This window comes from Psychrobacter sp. AOP30-A2-5, from assembly GCF_052378115.1.
Classification (GTDB): Bacteria; Pseudomonadota; Gammaproteobacteria; order Pseudomonadales; family Moraxellaceae; genus Psychrobacter.
On record NZ_JBQSXK010000020.1, the window covers coordinates 12,539 to 35,152 of the forward strand.

19 protein-coding genes are annotated in these 22,614 nt (G+C 42.4%); 7 read left to right on the forward strand and 12 right to left on the reverse strand.

Annotated elements, in window-relative coordinates; translation table 11 throughout:
* Positions 1-69 precede the first annotated feature (69 nt).
* Together groL and ACT3S4_RS12050 are read right to left on the reverse strand one after the other, a co-directional pair.
* The gene (gene groL / locus ACT3S4_RS12045) at positions 70-1,719 is read right to left on the reverse strand and encodes a chaperonin GroEL (protein ID WP_109591437.1); all 1,650 of its coding nucleotides are present in this window, start codon (positions 1,717-1,719) and stop codon (positions 70-72) included.
* 105 nt (positions 1,720-1,824) lie between these two features.
* A complete protein-coding gene (locus ACT3S4_RS12050) occupies positions 1,825-2,118 on the reverse strand; it encodes a co-chaperone GroES (protein ID WP_041757514.1) in 294 nt (97 codons plus the stop codon).
* Positions 2,119-2,680: 562 nt separating this feature from the next.
* Between ACT3S4_RS12050 and ACT3S4_RS12055 the strand changes: the two genes are divergently transcribed.
* Entirely contained in the window at positions 2,681-3,451 is a 771-nt protein-coding gene (locus tag ACT3S4_RS12055; protein WP_250163805.1) for a DUF3108 domain-containing protein, read from the forward strand.
* An 88-nt stretch (positions 3,452-3,539) separates the two neighbouring features.
* On the opposite strand, the gene ACT3S4_RS12060 is transcribed toward ACT3S4_RS12055, so the two are convergent.
* Together ACT3S4_RS12060 and wrbA are read right to left on the reverse strand one after the other, a co-directional pair.
* Complete coding sequence (locus tag ACT3S4_RS12060) at positions 3,540-4,016, reverse strand: hypothetical protein (RefSeq protein ID WP_055125291.1); 477 nt, start codon at positions 4,014-4,016, stop codon at positions 3,540-3,542.
* 62 nt (positions 4,017-4,078) lie between these two features.
* Positions 4,079-4,696 carry an NAD(P)H:quinone oxidoreductase gene (wrbA, locus tag ACT3S4_RS12065; protein ID WP_060490546.1) on the reverse strand — a complete coding sequence of 206 codons (618 nt, stop codon included), beginning with the start codon at positions 4,694-4,696 and terminating at the stop codon, positions 4,079-4,081.
* Between the two features lie 424 nt (positions 4,697-5,120).
* On the opposite strand from wrbA, the gene ACT3S4_RS12070 reads away from it, so the two are divergent.
* The 4 genes from ACT3S4_RS12070 to ACT3S4_RS12085 all read left to right on the forward strand — a co-directional run bounded on the left by ACT3S4_RS12070 (position 5,121) and on the right by ACT3S4_RS12085 (position 13,001).
* Positions 5,121-6,662: a YihY family inner membrane protein gene (locus ACT3S4_RS12070; RefSeq protein WP_250163803.1), complete on the forward strand. Its 1,542-nt coding sequence runs from the start codon at positions 5,121-5,123 to the stop codon at positions 6,660-6,662.
* Positions 6,663-6,826: 164 nt separating this feature from the next.
* Positions 6,827-9,835, forward strand: a complete 3,009-nt coding sequence (locus tag ACT3S4_RS12075) for a M66 family metalloprotease (protein ID WP_444761144.1) — start codon at positions 6,827-6,829, stop codon at positions 9,833-9,835.
* A 184-nt stretch (positions 9,836-10,019) separates the two neighbouring features.
* The gene (locus tag ACT3S4_RS12080) at positions 10,020-11,633 is read left to right on the forward strand and encodes a DUF2254 domain-containing protein (protein WP_444761137.1); all 1,614 of its coding nucleotides are present in this window, start codon (positions 10,020-10,022) and stop codon (positions 11,631-11,633) included.
* Positions 11,634-11,693: 60 nt separating this feature from the next.
* On the forward strand, positions 11,694-13,001 hold the full coding sequence (locus ACT3S4_RS12085; protein WP_444761138.1) for a cation:proton antiporter: 1,308 nt from the start codon (positions 11,694-11,696) through the stop codon (positions 12,999-13,001).
* Between the two features lie 119 nt (positions 13,002-13,120).
* Here ACT3S4_RS12085 and ACT3S4_RS12090 read toward each other — a convergent pair whose 3' ends face one another.
* From ACT3S4_RS12090 to ACT3S4_RS12100, 3 genes are read right to left on the reverse strand one after another with little or no spacing between them, the layout of a single operon-like run.
* Entirely contained in the window at positions 13,121-13,669 is a 549-nt protein-coding gene (locus ACT3S4_RS12090; RefSeq protein ID WP_238034854.1) for a DUF2127 domain-containing protein, read from the reverse strand.
* Entirely contained in the window at positions 13,662-14,873 is a 1,212-nt protein-coding gene (locus ACT3S4_RS12095) for a dihydroorotase (RefSeq protein WP_201605539.1), read from the reverse strand. The genes ACT3S4_RS12090 and ACT3S4_RS12095 overlap by 8 nt, the downstream gene beginning before the upstream one ends.
* A 60-nt stretch (positions 14,874-14,933) precedes the next feature.
* Positions 14,934-16,007: an aspartate carbamoyltransferase catalytic subunit gene (locus tag ACT3S4_RS12100; RefSeq protein WP_250163800.1), complete on the reverse strand. Its 1,074-nt coding sequence runs from the start codon at positions 16,005-16,007 to the stop codon at positions 14,934-14,936.
* A 413-nt stretch (positions 16,008-16,420) separates the two neighbouring features.
* On the opposite strand from ACT3S4_RS12100, the gene ACT3S4_RS12105 reads away from it, so the two are divergent.
* Both ACT3S4_RS12105 and ACT3S4_RS12110 read left to right on the forward strand, forming a co-directional pair.
* Complete coding sequence (locus tag ACT3S4_RS12105) at positions 16,421-17,404, forward strand: class 1 fructose-bisphosphatase (protein WP_250163799.1); 984 nt, start codon at positions 16,421-16,423, stop codon at positions 17,402-17,404.
* 104 nt (positions 17,405-17,508) lie between these two features.
* Positions 17,509-18,303 (forward strand): TrmH family RNA methyltransferase, encoded by a 795-nt coding sequence (locus tag ACT3S4_RS12110; protein WP_250163798.1) that lies wholly within the window; start codon positions 17,509-17,511, stop codon positions 18,301-18,303.
* A gap of 95 nt (positions 18,304-18,398) precedes the next feature.
* On the opposite strand, the gene ACT3S4_RS12115 is transcribed toward ACT3S4_RS12110, so the two are convergent.
* From ACT3S4_RS12115 to ACT3S4_RS12135, 5 genes are all read right to left on the reverse strand, one after another.
* Positions 18,399-19,331 (reverse strand): electron transfer flavoprotein subunit alpha/FixB family protein, encoded by a 933-nt coding sequence (locus ACT3S4_RS12115; protein ID WP_444761139.1) that lies wholly within the window; start codon positions 19,329-19,331, stop codon positions 18,399-18,401.
* A gap of 151 nt (positions 19,332-19,482) precedes the next feature.
* Entirely contained in the window at positions 19,483-20,232 is a 750-nt protein-coding gene (locus tag ACT3S4_RS12120; protein WP_444761140.1) for an electron transfer flavoprotein subunit beta/FixA family protein, read from the reverse strand.
* 452 nt (positions 20,233-20,684) lie between these two features.
* Entirely contained in the window at positions 20,685-21,248 is a 564-nt protein-coding gene (locus ACT3S4_RS12125) for a DUF421 domain-containing protein (RefSeq protein WP_045446667.1), read from the reverse strand.
* Positions 21,249-21,501: 253 nt separating this feature from the next.
* The gene (locus ACT3S4_RS12130) at positions 21,502-21,714 is read right to left on the reverse strand and encodes a cold-shock protein (RefSeq protein WP_010196799.1); all 213 of its coding nucleotides are present in this window, start codon (positions 21,712-21,714) and stop codon (positions 21,502-21,504) included.
* 380 nt (positions 21,715-22,094) lie between these two features.
* A complete protein-coding gene (locus ACT3S4_RS12135) occupies positions 22,095-22,520 on the reverse strand; it encodes a hypothetical protein (RefSeq protein ID WP_045454429.1) in 426 nt (141 codons plus the stop codon).
* Between the last annotated feature and the right edge of the window lie 94 nt (positions 22,521-22,614).

The window sequence follows — 22,614 nt, forward strand, 5'->3', positions numbered from 1 at the left end:
AGTGAAGATTGTACTAATAGTACATCGAGCGAGGTTAACAACGTCGTACAAATTTAGTCGAGGCATAAATTACATCATGCCGCCCATTCCACCCATACCGCCCATTCCACCAGCACCGCCCATGCCAGCCATACCGTCATCACCTTGTGGCAAATCAGTAATCATGACTTCGGTCGTTAGCATTAGGCCTGCAACAGATGCTGCATTTTCTAGCGCTGAACGAGCTACTTTGGCTGGATCAAGAATACCCATCTCTAGCATATCGCCGTATTCGCTAGAAGCTGCGTTGTAACCATAGTTACCGCTGCCACTCTTCACTTCGTTCACTACTACTGATGCTTCTTCGCCAGCGTTGGTAACGATTTGACGTAATGGTGCTTCCATTGCGCGACGTAAGATATTGATACCCGCGTTTTGGTCATCGTTATCGCCACGTAGCTCAGACAATGCATTCATTGCACGAACTAAGGCAACACCGCCGCCAGGTACAACGCCTTCTTCAACCGCTGCACGAGTCGCATGTAGCGCATCATCAACACGGTCTTTCTTCTCTTTCATTTCAGTTTCAGTCGCCGCGCCAACTTTGATAACGGCAACGCCGCCAGCAAGTTTCGCCATACGCTCTTGAAGCTTTTCTTTATCGTAGTCAGACGTTGATTCTTCTACTTGACGTTTAATAGATTCAACGCGATTTTCGATGTCAGCAGAGTTACCAGCGCCATCAACGATAACGGTGTTTTCTTTACCAACAGTGACTTTTTTCGCCGTACCTAATTGCTCTAAAGTAGCAGTCTCTAGGCTTAGACCAATCTCTTCAGAGATAACCGTACCGCCAGTTAGCGTTGCGATATCTTCAAGCATGGCTTTACGACGATCGCCGAAACCTGGTGCTTTTACGGCACAAGTTTTCAAGCCGCCACGCATGTTGTTGACAACCAATGTCGCCAATGCTTCGTTTTCAACGTCTTCAGCAATGATTAGCAATGGCTTGCTCTGCTGCATCACTTGCTCAAGTAATGGCACTATTTCACGAATATTGCTGATTTTTTTATCAACCAACAAGATATATGGGTTTTCAAATTCAGCGGTTAGGCTGTCTTGCTTGTTCGCAAAGTACGGGCTGATATAACCACGGTCAAACTGCATACCTTCGACAACTTCTAAGGTATCTTCAAAGCTTGAACCTTCTTCAACGGTGATAACGCCTTGCTTACCGACTTTTTCCATCGCTTGAGCAATTAGCTCACCGATTTTGGTGTCTGAGTTGGCAGAGATAGAACCAACTTGGGCAATCGCTTTTGAATCGTCAGCTGGTGTAGCTAGCAAATGAATTTGCTCAACAGCAGCGCGAACCGCTTTATCGATACCGCGTTTTAGATCCATTGGGTTCATGCCAGCGGCAACTGATTTCATGCCTTCTTGCAAGATAGATTGCGCCAATACGGTCGCAGTAGTCGTGCCATCACCAGCAACATCATTTGTGCGGCTAGCCACTTCACGGACCAACTGTGCGCCCATGTTTTCGAATTTGTTTTCAAGCTCGATTTCTTTGGCAACCGAAACACCATCTTTAGTGATGGTAGGCGCGCCAAATGACTTATCGATAACCACGTTACGACCTTTAGGGCCTAGGGTTACGCGTACTGCATTTGCTAGGATGTTTACGCCATCCATCATTTGTTTACGGGCATCAATGCCGAATTTTACGTCTTTTGCCATGTTAAATTACTCCACTATTATAAGTATGAGAATGCAATTAAATGTTTCAATGATTTTTCAATAATGTTGTCAAAATGCGCTGAGTATAAAAATACTCAAAAAGGACTAGCCTTCTAACACACCCAATACATCAGATTCTTTCATAATCAATAGTTCTTCGCCGTCAACTTTCACGGTTTGACCAGCATATTGACCGAACAAGACTTTGTCGCCAGTTTTTACATCTAACGCGCGAGTTTCGCCGTTGTCACGAATCTGACCGTTACCAGTTGCTAGCACTTCACCTTGTGAAGGTTTTTCTTGAGCAGAACCAGGAAGCAAGATACCACCAGCCGTTTTTGTTTCTTCTTCTATGCGGCGGACAACGATGCGATCATGTAAAGGACGAATATTCATCAATATGTCTCCAATAATTTGGTTATTTGCAATAAGGGTTTATTTGAATTAATGGTCTCAATACCAATATCTATAGGCACTACTGCTTAAAACAGCATTCTAAAGATAAGCTTTGAGCTTGTATCAAAAAGTGGGGGCAAAGTGAGTTAGCTTCAAGTGTAAAGCCCAAAAATTTACAAGAATTTTGCATATCGTGGATTATTTAGTTGGTAATGACGTTTATGATTTAGTTGGTAATGACGTTTATGAACAGTCATTTGATTGGATTGCACCGTATTAAAGGCCTTAGCATGATTTTAAAAGCCGCCATATGAGTGCTAAATTTCAACACCGATAAGTTACAGCATATCATTTACAACTGACCGATTAACTTACTCCTGCTTACTCAAGTTACAGCAAGTGACGCCTGATGATATCGCGCTCGATGCCAGCAACCTTGGCTACAATAGCAACACCACAGGGACAGCTGGCACTCTTGAAAAGATAGCAGGACATGACCATTATAGTCCTTGAGAAAATAACAATAGTTATAAGCAATGCCATAAATAGCGATTAAGGAATGTCCATGAGTTTTTTATCAAACGATCAAAAGTCATTAACAACCGATACTAATAATACTAAACGTAGCAAGTCTAAGTTTTTAACCGCCCTAACCACTGGGGCCAGTATTGCTACGATTGGAGCGATAAGTATGACTGCACCAACCCTTGCCAGCGCAAAGAATATCGAACCTTCAAGCGCCAACTACAGCTTTACGGTTGAGGACAAATATAAAGGTACGGCTACTCGCACGCTTAACAAATCTGGCAATACTTGGAAATATAATGTCAATGCTCGGGTGGCAGGTGTCGCAAGCGCTTCGCAAAACAGTACTTTTACCATCAACGGTAATAATGTCATTCCGACTCAAGCCAGCACCACTTATAAGCTATTAGGCGTTGGTCGTACGCACAAATTAGACTTCAATCCAAGCAGTAAGAAGGTGGTGAGTAACTATAAAGGCAAATCGACGACCATGAACATGGCACAACAAGCTTTTGATGATTTAAGTTTGGAAGTACAAATTCGCCAAGATTTATTGAACGGTAAATTCTCTGGCAACTATTACATGGCGAAAAAAGACAAAATAGAGAAAACCCCTTTTAAAAAATCTGGTAACACCAAGATTACCGTTCCAGCTGGCACATTTGATACCGTACGTGTCGACCGTATCCACGATGACAATAGTCGTTCTACCAGTTTTTGGCTCGCACCAAGCTTAAATTACCTACCAGTAAAAGTTAGCCAAATTAATGATGGCAAAAAGATGGATTTAGAATTAACCAAAGTAAATTAAGCTTTTTATTAAATAAACAGAAATAGCATAAAAAAGCGGCGCTCTAAATAGAGCGCCGCTTTTTTTGTCTTACACTTCGCTAAATCAACTAACGCGGCTGCTTAACGACGTTGTTCATTGAAGGAAGACGCTTTAGTAGAATAAATAACCAAATATTGATTGCCAGTAATAAGACAAAATCAAGCAGATAAACCACTATCTCTGCCCAACTGCTGCCGTAAACGCGGGTAAACAGCACCACACCACTCGCCCCCAAATAAACCAAGGTAAGCATACTACCTATCAATAGCACATACGGCGAACGACCCCGTAGTATCGCGGGCGTCAAAATAAATGCTGGCACTAGCCATAATGCTTGCCAGGCGATACCGCCAATGACATCAGGACTACTGGGATTAAAAACATTGATAAAAATAGGTAGCCCAAGCAGTCTATAAACCAACCAAATCAGCCAAGTCACCATCAAGCGCTGACGAATGGGCGTAATTGGCTTTTTAAGTTTAGCAGCTTTGGCAGATTTTTTGGCTGGTGCGCTTATCTCACTATCGGAGCGGTTTGTAACCATTAGATATATTTACTTCCTAATTAATAGCGTTATATAAGACCTTGCATGCTATAAAAATCCGCTTAGCGAGTCCAGTTAGCTTGCGCCAATGCAGTAGCACTAATAGCCAAGCGGCGACCTTGGGCGATAGCCAACTCGCGCTCATCAGCTGAGACGGGTTGATCATGTAACGCCCCACTCACGTGGCTGGCACCATAAGGCGAGCCACCACGATGAGTACGATTAAGCGCAGGCTCAGCATAAGGCACACCAACAAGAATCATGCCGTGATGCATCAACGGCAACATCATGGTCAGCAATGTCGTCTCTTGACCGCCGTGCATCGAGCCGGTCGCAGTAAATACAGCAGCAGGTTTGTTCTGTAAATTACCTGCCAGCCAAATAGTGACCGTATTGTCCCAAAAATATTTCATGGGAGCAGCCATATTACCGAAGTGCGTCGGGCTACCAAGCGCCAAACCCATACAGTCTTTTAGATCGTCCATAGTGCAATATAAGTCACCTTCATCAGGTATCGCAGGCTTGCTCGACGTGGTCTCTGGTGCAACCGTTGGTACAGTACGGATACGGGCTGTCATACCAGCATCCTCAATACCTTGAGCGATAGCATAAGCCAATGTCTTAGTCGTACCGTAATTTGAATAATAGAGCACCAAAACATAAGGGGCGGTCTGACTCATTAGCAATACTTCCTCATAAAACCATTAATGTTATTGTTGATTTTAATCACCTACAACAGCTTCTATGCAGTCTATTTCTCTAGCATAAAACCTTATTGATTATGTAGCTATAGTCGATTCAATTTAAAAATAGTACTAGTACAAGGCAACCGAGTGTAGATGTATATTTAATACTTCAAGCGAGGTTAACGCTGTAATAATTTTATAGTGGAATGACTATATACATAATCTGTGACAGATACTGCAATATAGGCATATATTATGCCCCAGTCATTCACCGACATGCAAACAGCCTTGGTACACATTGTCGCTAATAACCTGCTAGAGGGGTTACTGCTGTGCATTTTGACACAATTAAACCGCAGATGATAACAGCATATCTTTGTTACACTACTGTCACTCAAACACCTGCTAAATGGTCGATATGGAAAATTTATCAAAAAAAATCCCGTTTTTACATCAACGCTGGTTTCAATTTTTACGATTCTTGACTCGGCACTTTTTTGAAGACAATTGCCAGCAAAAAGCGGCATCGCTGACCTACACGACTATGTTGTCAATTGTACCCGTCCTAACCGTCCTATTGATGATCCTATCTTCTGTACCCGCACTTGCGTCCGTTAGAGCACAGATATATGAAGTGATTTATAGTAACTTGCTACCACAATCAAGCATGCAGGTCAGTGAGTATATCAATAGCTTCGCTGAAAAATCCTCAAATCTAACCATCATTGGGGCAATGGTGTTATTTTTTACGACCATTATGACGTTAACAACCATCGAGCGCGCATTTAACCAAATCTGGCGGGTAGAAAATCGCTCTGGCGGTATGAAAAGTATGCTGCGCTATTGGACCATCGTCACTTTAGGACCGTTAGTACTTGGTACGGCATTTCTTGCTTCAAGCGCGGTACAAAGTCTGAGTTTTTTAAATCGACAAATCGCTGGTTATGGCATTGACTGGTCTTTTTGGGTACAAGCCGTATCCATTGGCATCACTGTCGCAGGCTTTATTGGTATGTACTGGTTTATCCCAAAAGCACGCGTACCCGCAAAAAATGCAGCCATTGCTGGTCTCTTCGTCGCTATCGTATTCGAGCTGATGAAGCACCTGTTTGGTACAGTAATGGCAAATTTCACCAGTTATGAAGCGATTTACGGGGCTTTTGCGGCACTGCCCATCTTCTTATTATGGATATATTTGTCTTGGAACTTAATTCTATTAGGTGTTGAGATTAGCTATACCTTGACGATTTTTGAGACTGAAGAGGTCTATCCACGCCACCCACTCCTAAGTTTGCTCGATATGCTAAACCTCGTTTATACCCATCATTTAAAAGGGGAAGCGGTAAGCGAACAAGCGCTACGTAACGTGCTAGGACGCAAAGAGCTACCAAAATGGTATACCTATATTAATTATCTGCAAGACAGCAATTTAATCACCATGACTGAAGATAATGATTATGTGCTCAAGAGAGATTTGAGCAAAATGACATTATGGGATTTTTATCGCACGCTACCTTACCCCTTGCCTATCAAAGATGAGCTGGATGAGATGGGGCCAGAGGATCAAAAACCTTGGCTTAGCTTGCTAGTCAACCGTTTTGAAAATACGGAAGCTTATGCCAAGCAACAGTTAGATCTACCGTTAAATGCTATTTTTGCCAATAGTGAGCCACGTAAGAAAGCTGATTCTAATGGGAAAGGCATCAAAGGCGGTCAATCAAATTTATTTAGAAAAACCTCGGCAACCACTGCAGCATTAGACAAGAATGAGCCGATCAAAGACACCCCACACTTTGACCCAATAGCTTATGATAAAGACAGTGATATTGAATGCGATGAGCGGGACAATGAGATTCTTATTCCTAAAGATTTGAATGACTCTCAAATTAAAACCAATGGTAATCTCTTTAATTATAAAGACGAAATCATTACTGAATCAGATAACCCAAAGACGAATTAAGAAAAGCGTTAGTAATGAATGAGGTATATTGAATAATAAAAATTAATTTTCACTAGAGTTTGTAATAGAACTTATTATTATCTATAGAACAAAAGTCGTACGAGATACTAACACAGCTGTTATATTGCCTTAAACTTTATTAGGGCAATAAATTGAAAAACACAATAGCATTCCCAGTAAAAGCGCTAAGCATTTGTGTCGTATCCATTATGCTTTCTGCTTGTGGTGAAGGTGATGGCAGCACATCATCACCTGCACCAACAGTTAATCTACCAGTAGAAACGCCGCCTGTTAAACCACCAGTAACGAGTATTCCTGCTACGCCACTTGAACCAAGTACACCTATTAAGCCACCAATAACGAGTATTCCTGCTACGCCACTTGAGCCAAGTACGCCTGTTAAGCCACCAATAACGAGTATTCCTGCTACGCCACTTGAGCCAAGTACGCCTGTTAAGCCACCAATAACGAGTATTCCTGCTACGCCACTTGAGCCAAGTACGCCTGTTAAATATCCAGAACCAAAAAAGGATATTGCTGATTTTTATTTATTAGGGTTTTTTGACCACGATGGTAGAGCGGGAGAAATTCGTGCTATTCGTCCAGACTTGGTTGGCGAATTTCAAGCGATGATACAGTTTGGGCAGAATCATACCGTTGATCCACAGGGTAACGAAGCAAAAAACATGCCGCGCCTGACGGCAGAAAAAGAGGCGCTGTTATTGGTGACGCCTACGCTTGAAATGGGTGACATTGATGAGCTAGTGGTAGAGATTTATCAAGACGGGGGTTTATTACGAACTGTCAATTTAGCCGATCCGACTCAAATCCCAGACACGGATCAGACTAACACTGATCAGCGCACACGCGTTGCTTACAGTAAGCGCGCATGGTCAACCAAACTCAACTGGGATGAGGTACAAGGTGGTCTCAAAATTCGCATTGTGGATGACCAAAATCGTAGCGGTGAACTGTCAGAAGATAACATAGATTTTGCCGCCCCTGGTGAGTTGGTATTGACCAATATCCGTCTAGGCATGTTAACGGATGCACCTCAATCTTGGGGTCATTATATGCTACGCGATCCAGAAAGAGCGGGTTCAGACTACTTCCAAACCATTCCAGCAGCACAAATGACCGTTGCTAGCTATGATGACATGAAGCTCGAACGAGTAATGGTCGCCAATGGCACTATTTATGATTCAGTCAGTGACTCAAATGATGCTGGCGTTTATGCTGGTGATATGCGCGAAAACACCGCGAAATCAACCTTTGGTGTGGGCATTAATTTAGCCAATTGGGGCGTCACCAGTGCTTCAATGCAAAGTCAAGAGCAACCGCAATTGACCCAGAACGTTAATGCGCATCACGCTCGCGGTAAATATAAGAATGGTGAATATAACCACGGCTTAAGCGGCGGTAATGGTATGTTGACCCTAATCGACTCTCAAGGTAATGAGTTCAGCCACGAAATCGGTCATCATTATGGCTTGGGTCATTATCCTGGTGAACAGAACGGCGATTTCTTTTGGGCCGAGCATCATGCCAATAGTGGCTGGGGCTATAATGGCGTCAGAAACAAAATGCGCAGCAACTTAGACTGGCCACGACAGGTCGAGGGTGATGGTCTCACTGGTAAACCTCTTTTCTTAGCCACCTATGGCTATGGTCGCGATGCGATGTCTGGTGGATCACAGAGTGGCGCTTATTCAAACTATACTCACTATACGGGTTATAGTACAAAAATTAAGATCCAGCCAGCATTTGATAAAGCAGTATTTGACGCTGACTCACCAACTGGCTATAAGAAATGGAATGCTGAGCTTAGAAAGATGGAAGTCATCCAGCCTAAGGTATGGCAAGGTTCTAAAAACGTTTGGTACAACAGCGCGGATGGTAATTACTTAAAACCACGTTTGCAGGGCGTGCCAGTATTTACCATTTTAGGCGGTTATGACCCTGTCGCGCAAAAGGGTATTATTTATCCAGAAGCACGTGGTAACTGGGGCAACGTCTTTGAGTTACCGACACCCCATAACTCGCTTGAATCAGCAAGCTGCTGGTTAAGCGTTACTTATAGTAATAACACGATTAATGATATTGCGTTGGCTCCTAATCGGATGACCAGTAACGCCAATAAGTTCCATGTTAATTTAGCGATTGCAGACAACCCGAAAAAAGTAGATTTGTACTGTAAAAAGGTCAATGAAGCACAAGTACAGCTCTCAACCATTGATATTCGTCAATATAGTGATGCGATTAAACCCGCGGTTACCTTTGGTAAAGAACAGGGCTATACGGCACTAAGAAAGGTAGAGTTACCAATCTTAGAGCAGAAACTTCTTGCTCAAGCAGAACATTCGACTATTAGTTTAGACGCCAACGGTCAGTTATTATATGATTCTTATAAAGAGTATCGTGATGAGCTTAGCCCTTTAGCACTCCAAACATTAGAGCGTTATGAGAAGCAGCAAGAAACTCTAAATCGTCTAAACCGTTGGGTCAATGTATATCGTACGGATTTAATCAAAAAAGAGCCTGAAGCACTTACCGAATTTCAAAAGTTTGTTGTAGATTTAGAGCTACAAGATGATAAACCTTTAGATAATGTGACTACCATCCGTAATGGCAACAACTGCCTTAAAGCTGAAACTCTAGAAGATGGCACGCTAAATACCTTTATTAGTGGCCCAAGTGGCTGTACTGGTGACGACTCTGAACAGTGGATTTACGATCTTAAAGGTAAAATTCACAGCAAAATGGCATTAGATCAGTGCTTAACAGAACAAGGTTCTTGGGTGGTTTTGGGTGCTTGTAGCTTGGACTCGCCAGCGCAAGTTTGGGAGATGAACGGTACTGACCAAATCAAACAAGGTGGCAAATGCTTTGATTTGCGTACTGGTAATTTAGTAGATAATCGCGGAAGCTTAATTACTTACAATTGTAGTGGTGGCTGGAATCAGAAATGGACAACGTTAACCAAAAACCCAAGCTTTATCTTAGCAACCGCTGGTAACAACCTACCATTAATCGTAGATAGTCTGCAAAAACAGCCAGTATCGACGGATGATATGCAAACGCGTTCATTAAGTATGGACAGTAAAGAAGAGCCATCAGTGCTAGCAAAAGTAAGCACTGCGATAAGCAATTGGATTGACAATCTAGTCAGTTAACAAAAGAATTCATTATGCTAAAAATAAGCTCCTATGATAGGGGCTTATTTTTTACTAAATTTTTAATCTTTGTGGCTTATATGGTAAGGTAATTTACTTTTAAGAGTTTTTATTAGCCAAATAAAATCCTAGCTTAGTAATAAAAAATGGGTCACTTTTTAGGTCACTTGTGGAGCATATAATATTGAATAAACACCCTGAAAGTGGCTGGTTTAACTCTGCATTGCTGACAATAACGCATAGACTAAAGCAGTTTGCCAAGTTATGGTCGCTACAAACACTGATCGATATGCCTGATCGACTAAGAAACCTATGGCAGCAGCTTATTGGCTCTTATTGGTTTATTCCGACTGCGTGCGTCATTGTAGGTATATTGCTTGCGCCTTTATTGGTCACTATCGATCAACACTTTGACCGCGAAACAGTTAGAGAGATTACTTTTGCTTTTACCGGTGACGACGATGCGGCGCGCGCTATCATGACAGCGATTGCAGGCGCAGTATTAGGCGTAGCAGGCACGACCTTTTCCATTACAATCGCCGTGCTGTCGATGGCCTCTTCGCAATTTGGCCCACGGCTATTGCGCAATTTTTTGACCGATACGCCCAATCAATTTGTATTGGGGGCGTTCATTGGCACGTTTAGTTATAGTTTATTGGTGTTAAAATCTATCCATAAATATGACGTGGCTTTTGGTGTGCCACAGCTCGCAGTGACTTTTGCGATTATCATGGCAATTATATGTGCGCTGTTGCTGGTGTACTTTGTACAGCATATGGTACATGCCATTCAAGCCTCACATGTGATTCAAAACGCCAGCAATGATGCGATTAATAATATTCACTATTGGTATCGTGATCATTGCGATATCCAGCATCAACGCGATATAGAACATCATGACATTGAACAGTTTCATCATTGGTCAGCGATGCCCATTTATCCACCAAGCTCAGGTTATGTCCAACAATTTTACCTTGAGTCGCTGATTACACTGACACAAGACTATGGCGGCGTGGTGCAAATGCGTATTAATCTTGGCGATTATGTCACTGACAAAAACGTCATCGGCTACTTTTACCAGCGGCCAGCAGATCATCCAAACAATCGACAAAAAACAGCAACGCCATCTTTAGCTGTTGTACCGCGTGCCCCTGACGGAATTTTTTGGCAACGCTTTGCCAGCTGTATACGTATCGAACAACGATTGACTCATTCTAACGATATTGCTTATAGCTTGGGACAAATGACTGAAATCGCCGTCCGTGCCTTATCGCCCGGTATCAATGATCCAAAAACAGCGGTCAACTGCGTACAATCACTAACCAGTTGCTTAAGTATTATGATGCGTTGCCAGCCGCCCAGCCCCTATCATTTTTATACACCGGCACAAAACGATGATTCATCGAAAGCCGAAGTTAAACAGCGACGCTTGGCGATATTAGCCATAGTTACTCATACTCCCAAAATATCTGATTTTATCAATACATCGCTAGGCGAGATACGTCGGTATGCAGCAGCAGATTTGATGGTCTTAAAAGCGCTATGTCAGGCGATGGTCAATCTAAGTTATGCTCGCGTAAATAACGCACAGCAGCAAACCTTATTGCATGAGATAAAACTGATTGAGCGCGCAGGAGAAGAAAACCTAAGCTATCAAGAGCTGATAGATGACTTGAGCGCGATGTGCCGACAAGCCCAACAATTTATACTTAGCAACGATGCTCGTCATCAGTATTTTAACTATGTTAGCGCGTTTGACGCCCATATTCGCCAAGCATTACAAACGCAATCAAAATAAAAAGACAAACGATAACTAAACTAAAATCAAACCTATTTAGTGTTTGTAAGCGCTAAGCTTATGACAATTTTAAACTCACTTGAGAATTTTTTCATGGCCCCTACCAGTAGCCTAACCATACTTGAAATCAGCGCGATATTCTTATCAATCACAGCCCTATTAACTTACGTTAACCATCGTTTTATTGGTCTACCGACCACGATTGGCGTGATGGTTATCTCCATTTTATTATCTATTGGCGCCATATTTTTGGGATTTTTGGGATTTGATCAGCTGATTGATTATGAAGTAAGCTTATTAGAGCAGCTTGATTTTACCGAAGTTTTATTAGACGGCATGCTCTCTATGCTACTGTTCGCAGGAGCGTTGCACGTCAATATCAGCGATTTAAAACGTTATAAACTGCCTATTGGTATCCTTGCTTGCGTCGGTACCATCGTCTCTGCGATGCTCATCGCCACGGCGCTTTATTTTATGCTACCGCTGCTTGGTTTCGGTTTGCCATTTCTTTGGTGTTTGCTATTCGGTGCTCTAATATCACCGACCGACCCCATTGCCGTGATGGGCATCCTTTCATCGGCTGGCGCGCCAAAAAGTATTGAAACCGTCATTGCTGGTGAGTCATTATTTAATGATGGTATCGGCGTTGTCATCTTTGTATTGCTGCTAGGGATTTTATCCAGTGGTGATATCCCAACCGCCAATTATGTGGCGCATACTCTAGCGGTTGAAGCTGGTGGCGGCATTATTTTTGGCTTAGTACTTGGGGCGATTTTGTATTACATGCTGAAAAGTATCGATAGCTATCAAGAAGAAGTGTTGTTAACGCTTGCTGGTGTGATAGGTGGTTATGCACTCGCCAGCCATTGGCATTTATCAGGACCACTCGCCATGGTGATGATGGGATTAATGGTTGGTAATCGCGGACGAGCATTGGCGATGAGCGATAAAACGCGGCATTATATCGATTTATTTTGGGAATTAATCGATGAAATTCTCAATGCTATTTTATTCGTACTCATCGGTTTAGAAGTAGTGATGATTGCTTATTCGGGTAATTTATTTATCGCCGCTGGCTTGACGATTGTCATTGCCCTAGTTGCGCGTTTTATCGTTGTAGGTATGACGACCAAAACCTTTCATCGTCAGCTCGATTTACCGACTGGTGCATGGAAAGTGCTGACATGGGGCGGATTACGTGGTGGTATTTCGGTTGCCTTAGTGTTGCAGCTGCCGCTGGGAACCGAACGCGATATCTTGTTGGCGCTCACTTATGCAGTGGTGATATTCTCTATCTTGGTGCAAGGTTTGAGTATTGGCAAAGTCGCCAAAAGCATTCGCACTGATAAAAGTACAGCAAAGCCATAATTTATAACCAGTTTTAAGCCAGTCGTTTTATCAAAAGAAAGCCAGCATAAGAGAGTATCTTACGCTGGCTTTTTCATACACATTCAGTTTTTTTTGATAGGCACTATAATAGGCTCTTTTTATATCAAGCCTTTACGCTTCATATTACGATAGACCACGACCACAATAAGAAGATTCGAGACTAATATCCCAAGCTTAAACCAATCAAATGGGCTAACGATTAGATAGTAAAGCTCAATAGGAATAAACACCCCATAACCCAGCACACCAAACCAATACGCCCATGTTTTATCTTGCCATAAGCCATAAGCCTCAAGGAAACGCAAACTGGCGTAAGCAAAGATTAATAACAAGAATAATGGCCAGTTTTTACTTGCCTGCTGGGCAATCCGTACTGCACTGTCAACTTGCGGTGCCAGTAGCTGTCCAAAAGTCTGTTGCCAAGAAGCAGTCGCTGTCGTCAGCCAATGCTCAAGGTCAGTATGCCATGACCATAAAGCCCCTGCCCCTAATAGTGCACCGATCCCTTTAACCACCTCATAGATTGCCACCGCTTTGATAGACTCACTGGCAGTACTGTGCGACTTGATGGTTTGGTTGTGCAAGTGATGATCGTTATCCTTCGAGGATGGTTGCAGACTATCATCCTGCCTAGGCAAATTAGCCAAAGAAAGTCTCCACAACGCGGCCTTGCAACTGCTGATTAAAGAATGGCGTGTTTTTACCATTGGACAGCATGGATTGGGCGGTCACTTGCCACTCCAAATTAGGATCCACCAGTACTGCGCCGCCGATTTTTTCATATTGCTCACTAATACCAGCGATTTTCGCCGGATTGAGACAGATTTTATCGACAAGTTGCTCTAAGGTTAACACCTCATCATTGACTAGCTGACAAGCCAGCGCCATAAAGGTATCAAAATTTGAGATGCCTGGTGTGCTCTCAGCAAATGGGGCTTTTTTAGCGGTACTGTTCAAGGGTTCATGATGGCTACATATCGCATCAATGGTGCCATCTTTTAGACCACGGCGGATGGCTTGCTGATCGGTATTACTACGCAGGGGTGGTAATACATAGGCTTGGGCGTTAAAACCCTCTAAATTATCATCGGTCAAATACAACTGATGCATCGCCACATCACAAGTCACGGGCAAGCCTTTATCTTTTGCCCAGCGCATCAATTCGATTGAAGATTTACAGGATAATTGACTAAAGTGAGCAGCGATGCCCGTTTCTTCAACCATTAGCAACTGCGTTGACAAGGCAACCGTTTCAGCGATCCAAGGAATCCCTTGCAAGCCGTGATATGACGCGATATAACCTTCATGCGCCACGCCATCACCAGATAGACTTGGTTCATCAGGATAAAAGAATACTTTCATATTAAAAGTCGCGGCGTATTCCAGTGTACGCAGTAATACTAAATCATTGCGAAAAGGGCGGCGCGCATTAGAAACGGCTATGCAACCGCCTTTTTTAAGCCCAGCGATATTTGATGGACGCTCGCCTTCTAAACCAGCAGTCAATGCACCCAAAATATGCAAATATATGCCGCCATCACCAAGCGCGCGCTCACGTAAGCCTTTTAATAATGAACCGTTCTCTAAGATAGGATTGGTATCAGGAGGAATGACCACATGCAAAAAACCATTAGCGCGAGCAGCGCGCCCTTCTGACTCCAAAGTGCCATGTTGTTGTTGACCTGGTTCACGTAGGCGGGCGCACAGATCCACCAAAGGCGGCAGTAGCCACATTTCACGCCCAGCTTCGAGTGACGCCAACTTATCTGTCGCAGCACTTGATAGTGAGTCTTTAAATGATTGAGGAAGATGGTTAAGTATCGGTGCATCCGTATTTAACATAGTTGTCATGAGCGTTATTACCGTATCAATAAAATGGGATAAATAAATATAAAACAGCGAGGCAAAGAATTATTTGCTCGCAGCTTGGTGAGCGCGCTGACCTTCCATAGCTAATGACAGTACTGCCATACGAATAGCGATGCCGTTATTCACCTGTTTTAAAATCACTGACTGGTCGCCATCGGCAACGCTTGATGCAATCTCAACACCGCGGTTCATCGGCCCTGGATGCATGACCAACGCATCGGGCTTGGCCAATGCCATGCGCTCTGGTGTAATACCGTAGTGTTTATAATATTCACTCGATGATGCCAATAGTGGCGAGCCGATACGTTCGTTTTGTATTCTTAATCCCATAATGACATCACAGTCCGTGACACAGTCATTCATATCTTCATAGACTTGTACCCCAAAACGTTCAATGCCTTTCGGTAATAAGGTACGCGGCGCACAGACACGGATGTCTTTGACGCCTAAAGTTTGCAGAGCACTAATGTCTGAGCGCGCCACTCGCGAATGCTTGATATCGCCAACGATAGCCACTGACAATTCCTCAAATGGGCGCGGCGCTTCACGATGAATAGTGAGCATATCAAGCATCCCTTGCGTTGGATGCGCATGCCAGCCATCACCGCCATTAATAATAGCAATATCGGGTGTCACCTCTGTTGCCATAAAATGGGCAGCACCTGATGCTGAATGCCGTATCACAAAGATATCTGCCGTCATGGCTTGTAGATTCCACAGCGTATCGCGCAAGCTTTCACCTTTTTTGGTACTAGAGCGCTCGATATCGATATTGAGCACATTGGCACCGAGACGCTTTTCGGCTACTTCAAAGGTCGTACGGGTACGCGTTGACGGTTCAAAAAACAAATTCATCACCGTATAGCCTTCGAGCTCAGGACGGTTAATGAGCTGTCCATTATCATCAAAAAACGTCTCTGCTTTGGCAATAATCGCTTGCAGCTGCGCTTTATTAAGACCTTCTACCCCCAAAAAATGGCGAATACTGCCATCGCTATTAAGCTGCGGACGACTTAACGACGCATCAAGTTTCTCATGAATGGTATCAGGGTCGAATTTGGCATAATCCGTTGGCGAGACTGTCTGAGTTGAGCGGCTATCGATAGAATTTGGCATAATGGCAGGTCTTTATTGTTGGTTTATATGATTTAATAATCATTATTTATGCGTTTTTTGGCGATTTATAGTCGACGATAAGCACAGAGACAAGGACATTTTGGCACTTATTTGCTACAATTTACCCCAGTGGCAGTGAGAGACATAGCGCCGTAAAAAACAGCCATTGTCATCCTCTTGGGCAGTAGCCATAGACCTGTCAAAACCATCATCAAAAATCCGCTTAGCCAAACGATAAATAAATAATAATGATAGTGTAGCTGATTTTGTGGTCAGGACAAAGATGCCGTGCGAGGTATTTAAAAATTTGCCAGATTTAGGTCTGTAACGTGCGACCCAACCGATTTTTCAACCCCTTATTTAATCCTTAGTTTCAGTAGCCTTTATTTTAACAGCATTTATTAGGAAGCCTTATGACAACCCTTACAGACTATCTCAATGATTATTCACCCAATCCTGCACTGAGTGACGTTATTACGACTGTCACCGACGTGGGTAAAACCATCTCACAATTATTGAGAAAAGGGGCACTAGCAGACATTCTAGGCGAAGCTGGCAACCAAAACGTCCAAGGTGAAGATCAAAAGAAACTGGACGTACTGGCCAATGACTTATTGTTAGATGCTTTGGCGAAAAATACCCATTGTGCAGGCGTGGCCTCAGAAGAGCTTGACGATGCTACCCCTGCCAATGCAGATGGCAGTTTGTTGGTATTGTTCGACCCGCTTGATGGTTCATCAAACATCGATATTAATATGGCCGTTGGCACTATCTTTTCCGTTTTACCGTACCAGCGCCAAGGTCAAATCAGTGAGAATGCTGATTTTTTACAAGCAGGCAATCAACAGTTAGCCGCCGGTTATTTGCTTTATGGCACCTCTACCGTACTAGCGCTAACTATCGCCGATCATGTCGTGATGTTTAGCCTAGATCCTGACACTAACGATTATGTATTAATACAAGAAAACGTGCAAATCGATATCAATACCAGCGAATATGCCATCAATGCTTCAAACTACCGCTACTGGCGCGCACCCATGCAGCAGTATATCGATGAGTTAATTGCTGGCGAAACGGGTGTCCGTGGTCGCGATTTCAATACACGCTGGGTGGCGGCCATGGTCGGTGATGTGCATCGTATTTTATGTCGTGGTGGTCTCTTCACTTATCCGTTCGATACCAAATATGCCAATAAAGCGGGCAAATTACGCTTGATGTATGAAGCCAATCCAATGAGCTTATTGATTGAGCGTGCGGGTGGCGCTGCTACTGATGCAGTCAATCGCATTTTAGACATAGAGCCAACCGATATTCACCAACGCGTTCCCGTGGTACTAGGCAGTAAAAATGAAGTCGATTATGTTAAAAATCTGCATGTAACTTACGCTGATAAATAAGCACTTTAACGTTACTTTGATAATAATCAGTATAAAGCCAGAGCATTTGTAATACTTTATACTGATTGTTTAATTTTTCTATATTTTTTTCTAAGCGATCTACTATGGTAGCAAATCCCACCGAGCTTATTACCTCAGATAAAAACACGACCGTTAAACTTGTCAAATCCTTGTTAACGCAAGCGCGGCAGCGGAAGAAGCAAGGTCAAACGTTGATTGAGGGCGTGCATCTCATCGATGCGGCGCTGCGTAGCGACTACCCGTTTGTCCAAATCCTACTCGCAGAGTCTGCGCACAACCATCCTGAGGTTCAGCAAATTTTGACGCGCTTGCCTACTTATACGCCTACTTTAACCTTATCAAATTCGCTGTATGAGAGCATTCGTAGCTTAGGTACTGGTATCGATATCATGGCAATCATTAAGGTACCAACGCCTAGTTTATCGATGATTAATGATGACTGCTTGATTTTAAATGATGTGCAAGACAGCGGCAATGTGGGCACGCTATTACGCACCGCAGCAGCGGTTGGCATCAAAAATATACTCTGTACCAGTGCGACAGCACAAGTGTGGTCTCCTAAGACATTACGAGCAGGCATGGGCGCTCAGTTTGCTCTGACTATTTATGAAGGTCTAAATGTGCAAGATATTTTGGAGCATGTGCAAACACCGCTATTTGCTACCAGCTCCCATACTGATACAGTCATTTATCAACATGACTTAAAAAAACCTATCGCTTGGATTATGGGGCATGAGGGACAAGGTGTTTGTGATGAGCTGATGCAGTGCGCCACCCCTATCGCTCTACCACAGCCTAATGGTCAAGAAAGTTTGAATGTCGCCATTGCAGGCTCATTGTGCTTATATGAGACGCTGCGTCAAAGAAACTATAACTAATGTTGTTTGACTGAATCAAAAAAATACCTCTCAAATACGAAAAACCCGCTATAAATAATAGCGGGTTTTCTACTTAACTAATCACTAAATAACGATTAAATCTTGCTAGTAAGCTCAGGTAATGCTGTAAATAAATCCGCTTCTAAGAAGTAATCAGCAATGCTAGCGATAGGTGCTTCTGGGTCATTGTTGATAGCAACAATAACTTTAGAATCTTTCATACCCGCTAAATGCTGAATCGCACCTGAAATGCCCGCTGCGATATATAAGTCTGGTGCAACGATTTTACCCGTTTGACCGACCTGCATATCGTTTGGCACATACCCTGCGTCAACAGCGGCACGTGATGCGCCAACAGCAGCGCCAAGTTTATCAGCCAATGGTTCGATATATTTGGTGAAGTTTTCACCATTTGCCAATGCACGACCACCAGAAACCACAATGCCTGCTGAAGTCAATTCAGGACGGTCAGATTTCGCCATCTCTTCATTAACGAAGCTTGCTTTGCCAGTTTCTTGCACGTTGTCGATTGTCTCAACAGTAGCTGAACCACCTTCGCTTGCTACTGGGTCAAAAGCCGTGGTACGTACTGTCATGACGACTTTATCTTCTGTGGTCTTAACAGTTGCTGTTGCGTTACCAGCATAGATAGGACGCTCAAACGTTTGCGCATCTACGACGGCTGAGATTTCTGATAGCATGCTTACGTCAAGTAAAGCGGCAACGCGTGGCATAAAGTTTTTACCAGTGGTGGTAGCAGGTGCAAGGATATGGCTGTAATCACCAGCGATATCAGCAACCAATAGCGCGACGTTACCCGCTAATTGATGCTCATAGGCAGCGTTATCCGCTAATAATACTTTAGTCACGCCTTCTGCTTTAGCTGCTTGGTCAGCGACAGCTTGAGCACCACTACCTGCAACCAACACATGGATATCATCACCCATTTGCTTAGCAGCAGCGATGGTATTCAAAGTTGCCTTTTTTAGACTGGCATTGTCATGTTCTGCATATACCAAAATTGCCATGATTTTAATCCTTTTTTGTTCGTATCATCTATTCATGCGGTTGTTTGTGTACAAAGCTGTTTGAACAACTATTATTTTATATAAAATAAATCAGTTAAATCTATAGCCTTGTACAGGATATGCCGTAGCGAAGTATCCAATCATTGAAACATTAAATGATTTTTGCTTCGTTTCTTAGCTTATCGACCAACTCATCCACTGAACCCACTTTGATGCCAGCTTTACGTTCAGCAGGTGGCACAACTTTAATGATCTCTTGCTTAGAGGCCATATCAACACCAAAATCAGCCGGCGTTTTTTCGTCAAGTGGCTTTTTCTTCGCTTTCATGATGTTAGGCAATTTAGCATAACGAGGCTCATTCAAACGTAAATCAGTGGTAATAACCGCTGGTAGCTCAAGTGCTAGCGTCTGTAAACCACCGTCGATTTCACGAGTCACGTTTACTTTATCGCCTTCAACTTTTACTTCTGATGCAAACGTACCCTGACCAATACCCATCAATGCCGCTAGCATCTGACCAGTCTGATTGTTATCATCATCAATGGCTTGCTTACCCAATAAGATAATATCAGTGCCTTCACTCTCGGCGATATTTTTGAGGATCTTAGCAATTTGTAATGGATACGGCTTGTCATCAGTCAACACTAAAACACCACGATCAGCGCCCAATGCTAACGCTGCACGAATTTGCTCTTGTGATTCTTTTGGACCGATTGAAGCAACAATGATTTCATCAATCACACCCGCTTCTTTTAGACGAACCGCTTCTTCTACTGCAATCTCATCAAAAGGGTTGATTGACATCTTAGTGTTTGATAAATCAACGCCAGAGTTGTCAGCTTTTACACGAACTTTTACGTTGTAATCAATGACACGCTTGACCGCTACTAATGCTTTCATACGTTCCTCGTTTATTAATGTTATGAATTAAAAATTGTCAGTTAAGAACCAAAGGTTCATTTTTTAAACTGTCGTTCAAAATACTACTTAGGATTGTTACTGCGTCAACAGATAGTAGTTAATTAAGCAAGAAGAAACAATACCGAAAATGGTATTAGTATCACACTACTCATTGATAAAATCTGCTAAAGCTAAGCCAACCGTTATTATCAGACCCCTGTATCTTGCGTGACCACAGGCATAAGGTCAAGACAACGCCGTGAATAATGCGTCATAAATTTGTCACCATTCTATAATAAATAGTTTATAAGTGCACAATTTTACAGCCTTCTTTAACCTACATTCTCAATATTTCACCTGTTTTTAGCACTGTCAACACGATAGTTACTTAATGGATTGTTGTGATCTATCTCGTTGGCATCAATCGAGAACAACAATCAAAAACTCAAAATCTACGATTTGCTGTTTTTACTGGAACCAATCAGCAACTCACTGTCGCGTATATCATCGAATAATGACCAGTCAGGCGTAACCGCATTATTTTTGATGACACTCATATCCCCTGTAGTTTCCATAATGACAGCAAATACTTCCGTTTTAGACTTGATCCCATTCTTGCGTAAAACCTGTTGAACATCACTGGTACTAAGATTGGCCTCTTTTAAATTTCCACTAAAATACTCGCCATGGGCCATTAATATAATGGCTCGATTGTCTATCAGAGATTTTAAAGGTTTGAATTTACGCCTGATAAATGAGATAACCCCTTGAATCACAAATAATACCGCGACAGCAAACAGCCCTTGCATTAATGACGGTGTGTCTGATAGCACCGTTGAAGCGAGTATACTGCCAATACCGACAGTCATCGCAAAATCATGGCTTGAGAGCTTGGAGAAACTTCGCAACCCCATCAATCTTGTAAATAACATTAATCCTAAATAAAAACCAATTGCAGATAGAGAAATACCCAAAACTTGCTGCCAATCGATTGAAAACCATGCCTCCCACTTCATAAAACAACCTTATTTTGTTAGATCTTTTTTGAGTCAGTGCTGATGACTGACAGCTAATATCAGTATGCTTTTGATGATTTTACGCTTATAGCGAGAAAAATGGCATAAAAAAAGCAACCTGATAAGAGGTTGCTTTTTTTTAGAGTTGAAACAGTATTTTTATTGTTTTAACAAACAAAGGCATCAATGCATATTGATAATCTTACTGTCATCAAGCTTACTGACTAATCAGCTTACCAGATGTCAAATGAGATTAGATAGCTTCGATTTGCTCGGCTTGTGGGCCTTTTTTGCCATCACCTAAGATGAAAGACACTTTTTGACCTTCGGCTAGAGTTTTGAAACCACCACCTTGGATAGCGCTGTAGTGAGCGAATACGTCTTGTCCGCCATTGTCTTGAGCGATAAAACCAAAACCTTTAGCTTCATTAAACCACTTTACAGTGCCTTCAACTTTATCTGACATAAATTTTCCTAACTCTTTAACTGTTGGCGAGACGTGTGTCATCACCGATTAATTGATATATACCCAAACTATTTTCTGCTAAATGCAACAGTCAATACGATCAAAATATCGTTAGATAGCTTGAAATTACGACCTAAAATCTTTTGAGTACAGGCTGATTATAGCAGCTTTTTATAATCGCAACAGGTTAAATTGATGATTTTTGTAAATAACGATAATCCGTTTTGAAAAGTCACAACAGCCAATAAAATACTATCTAATACATTGATAAGAAAGATGTTTTATATTATTTACTATCTATCATTCTAACGTAAAGGTGTCATTTAAGTTGGTGACAGCATTATCTCAAATAATAAATAGGTGATAAGTCAGCATATGCTTCATTGAGATATCGGTAACCACGGTGAACTTAATACTAACAAACAAAGCGCAAAAAATATCAGCGAAAATGACTGACTATAGGCGATATATTTAGCAGGTATCACCAAGTCTTTAGGAGAATCAGGAATACCTTTACGTTTTAGTAAACGCGTCCCGTATATCCATCCAAAGGTAGTATAGATGCCATAAGCAGCAGGTACCGTAATGGCTAGTGGCGTCAAGTCAATCACATATAATATGACAACGGAAATAAAGAACCACAAAGTATCTAAAAGTGAGCTGATTTGAAAAAACTTAGACTTAGGCAATTTGCCATCGGTTTTTTTGAGCATCTCCCCTTCTATCCATATTAAAACAGCTACCACAGCGCTAAGAGTAATATATACGAATTGCGGCGTTAGCCAGTCTGGATAAGATATTTGCACAACACACAACCTATAATTTATAAAAAATGAGAACGCGCAACTCAATCGTCTTGATAATTAACCAGCAATTGGTTGCACTAAGAATATTCAAAAA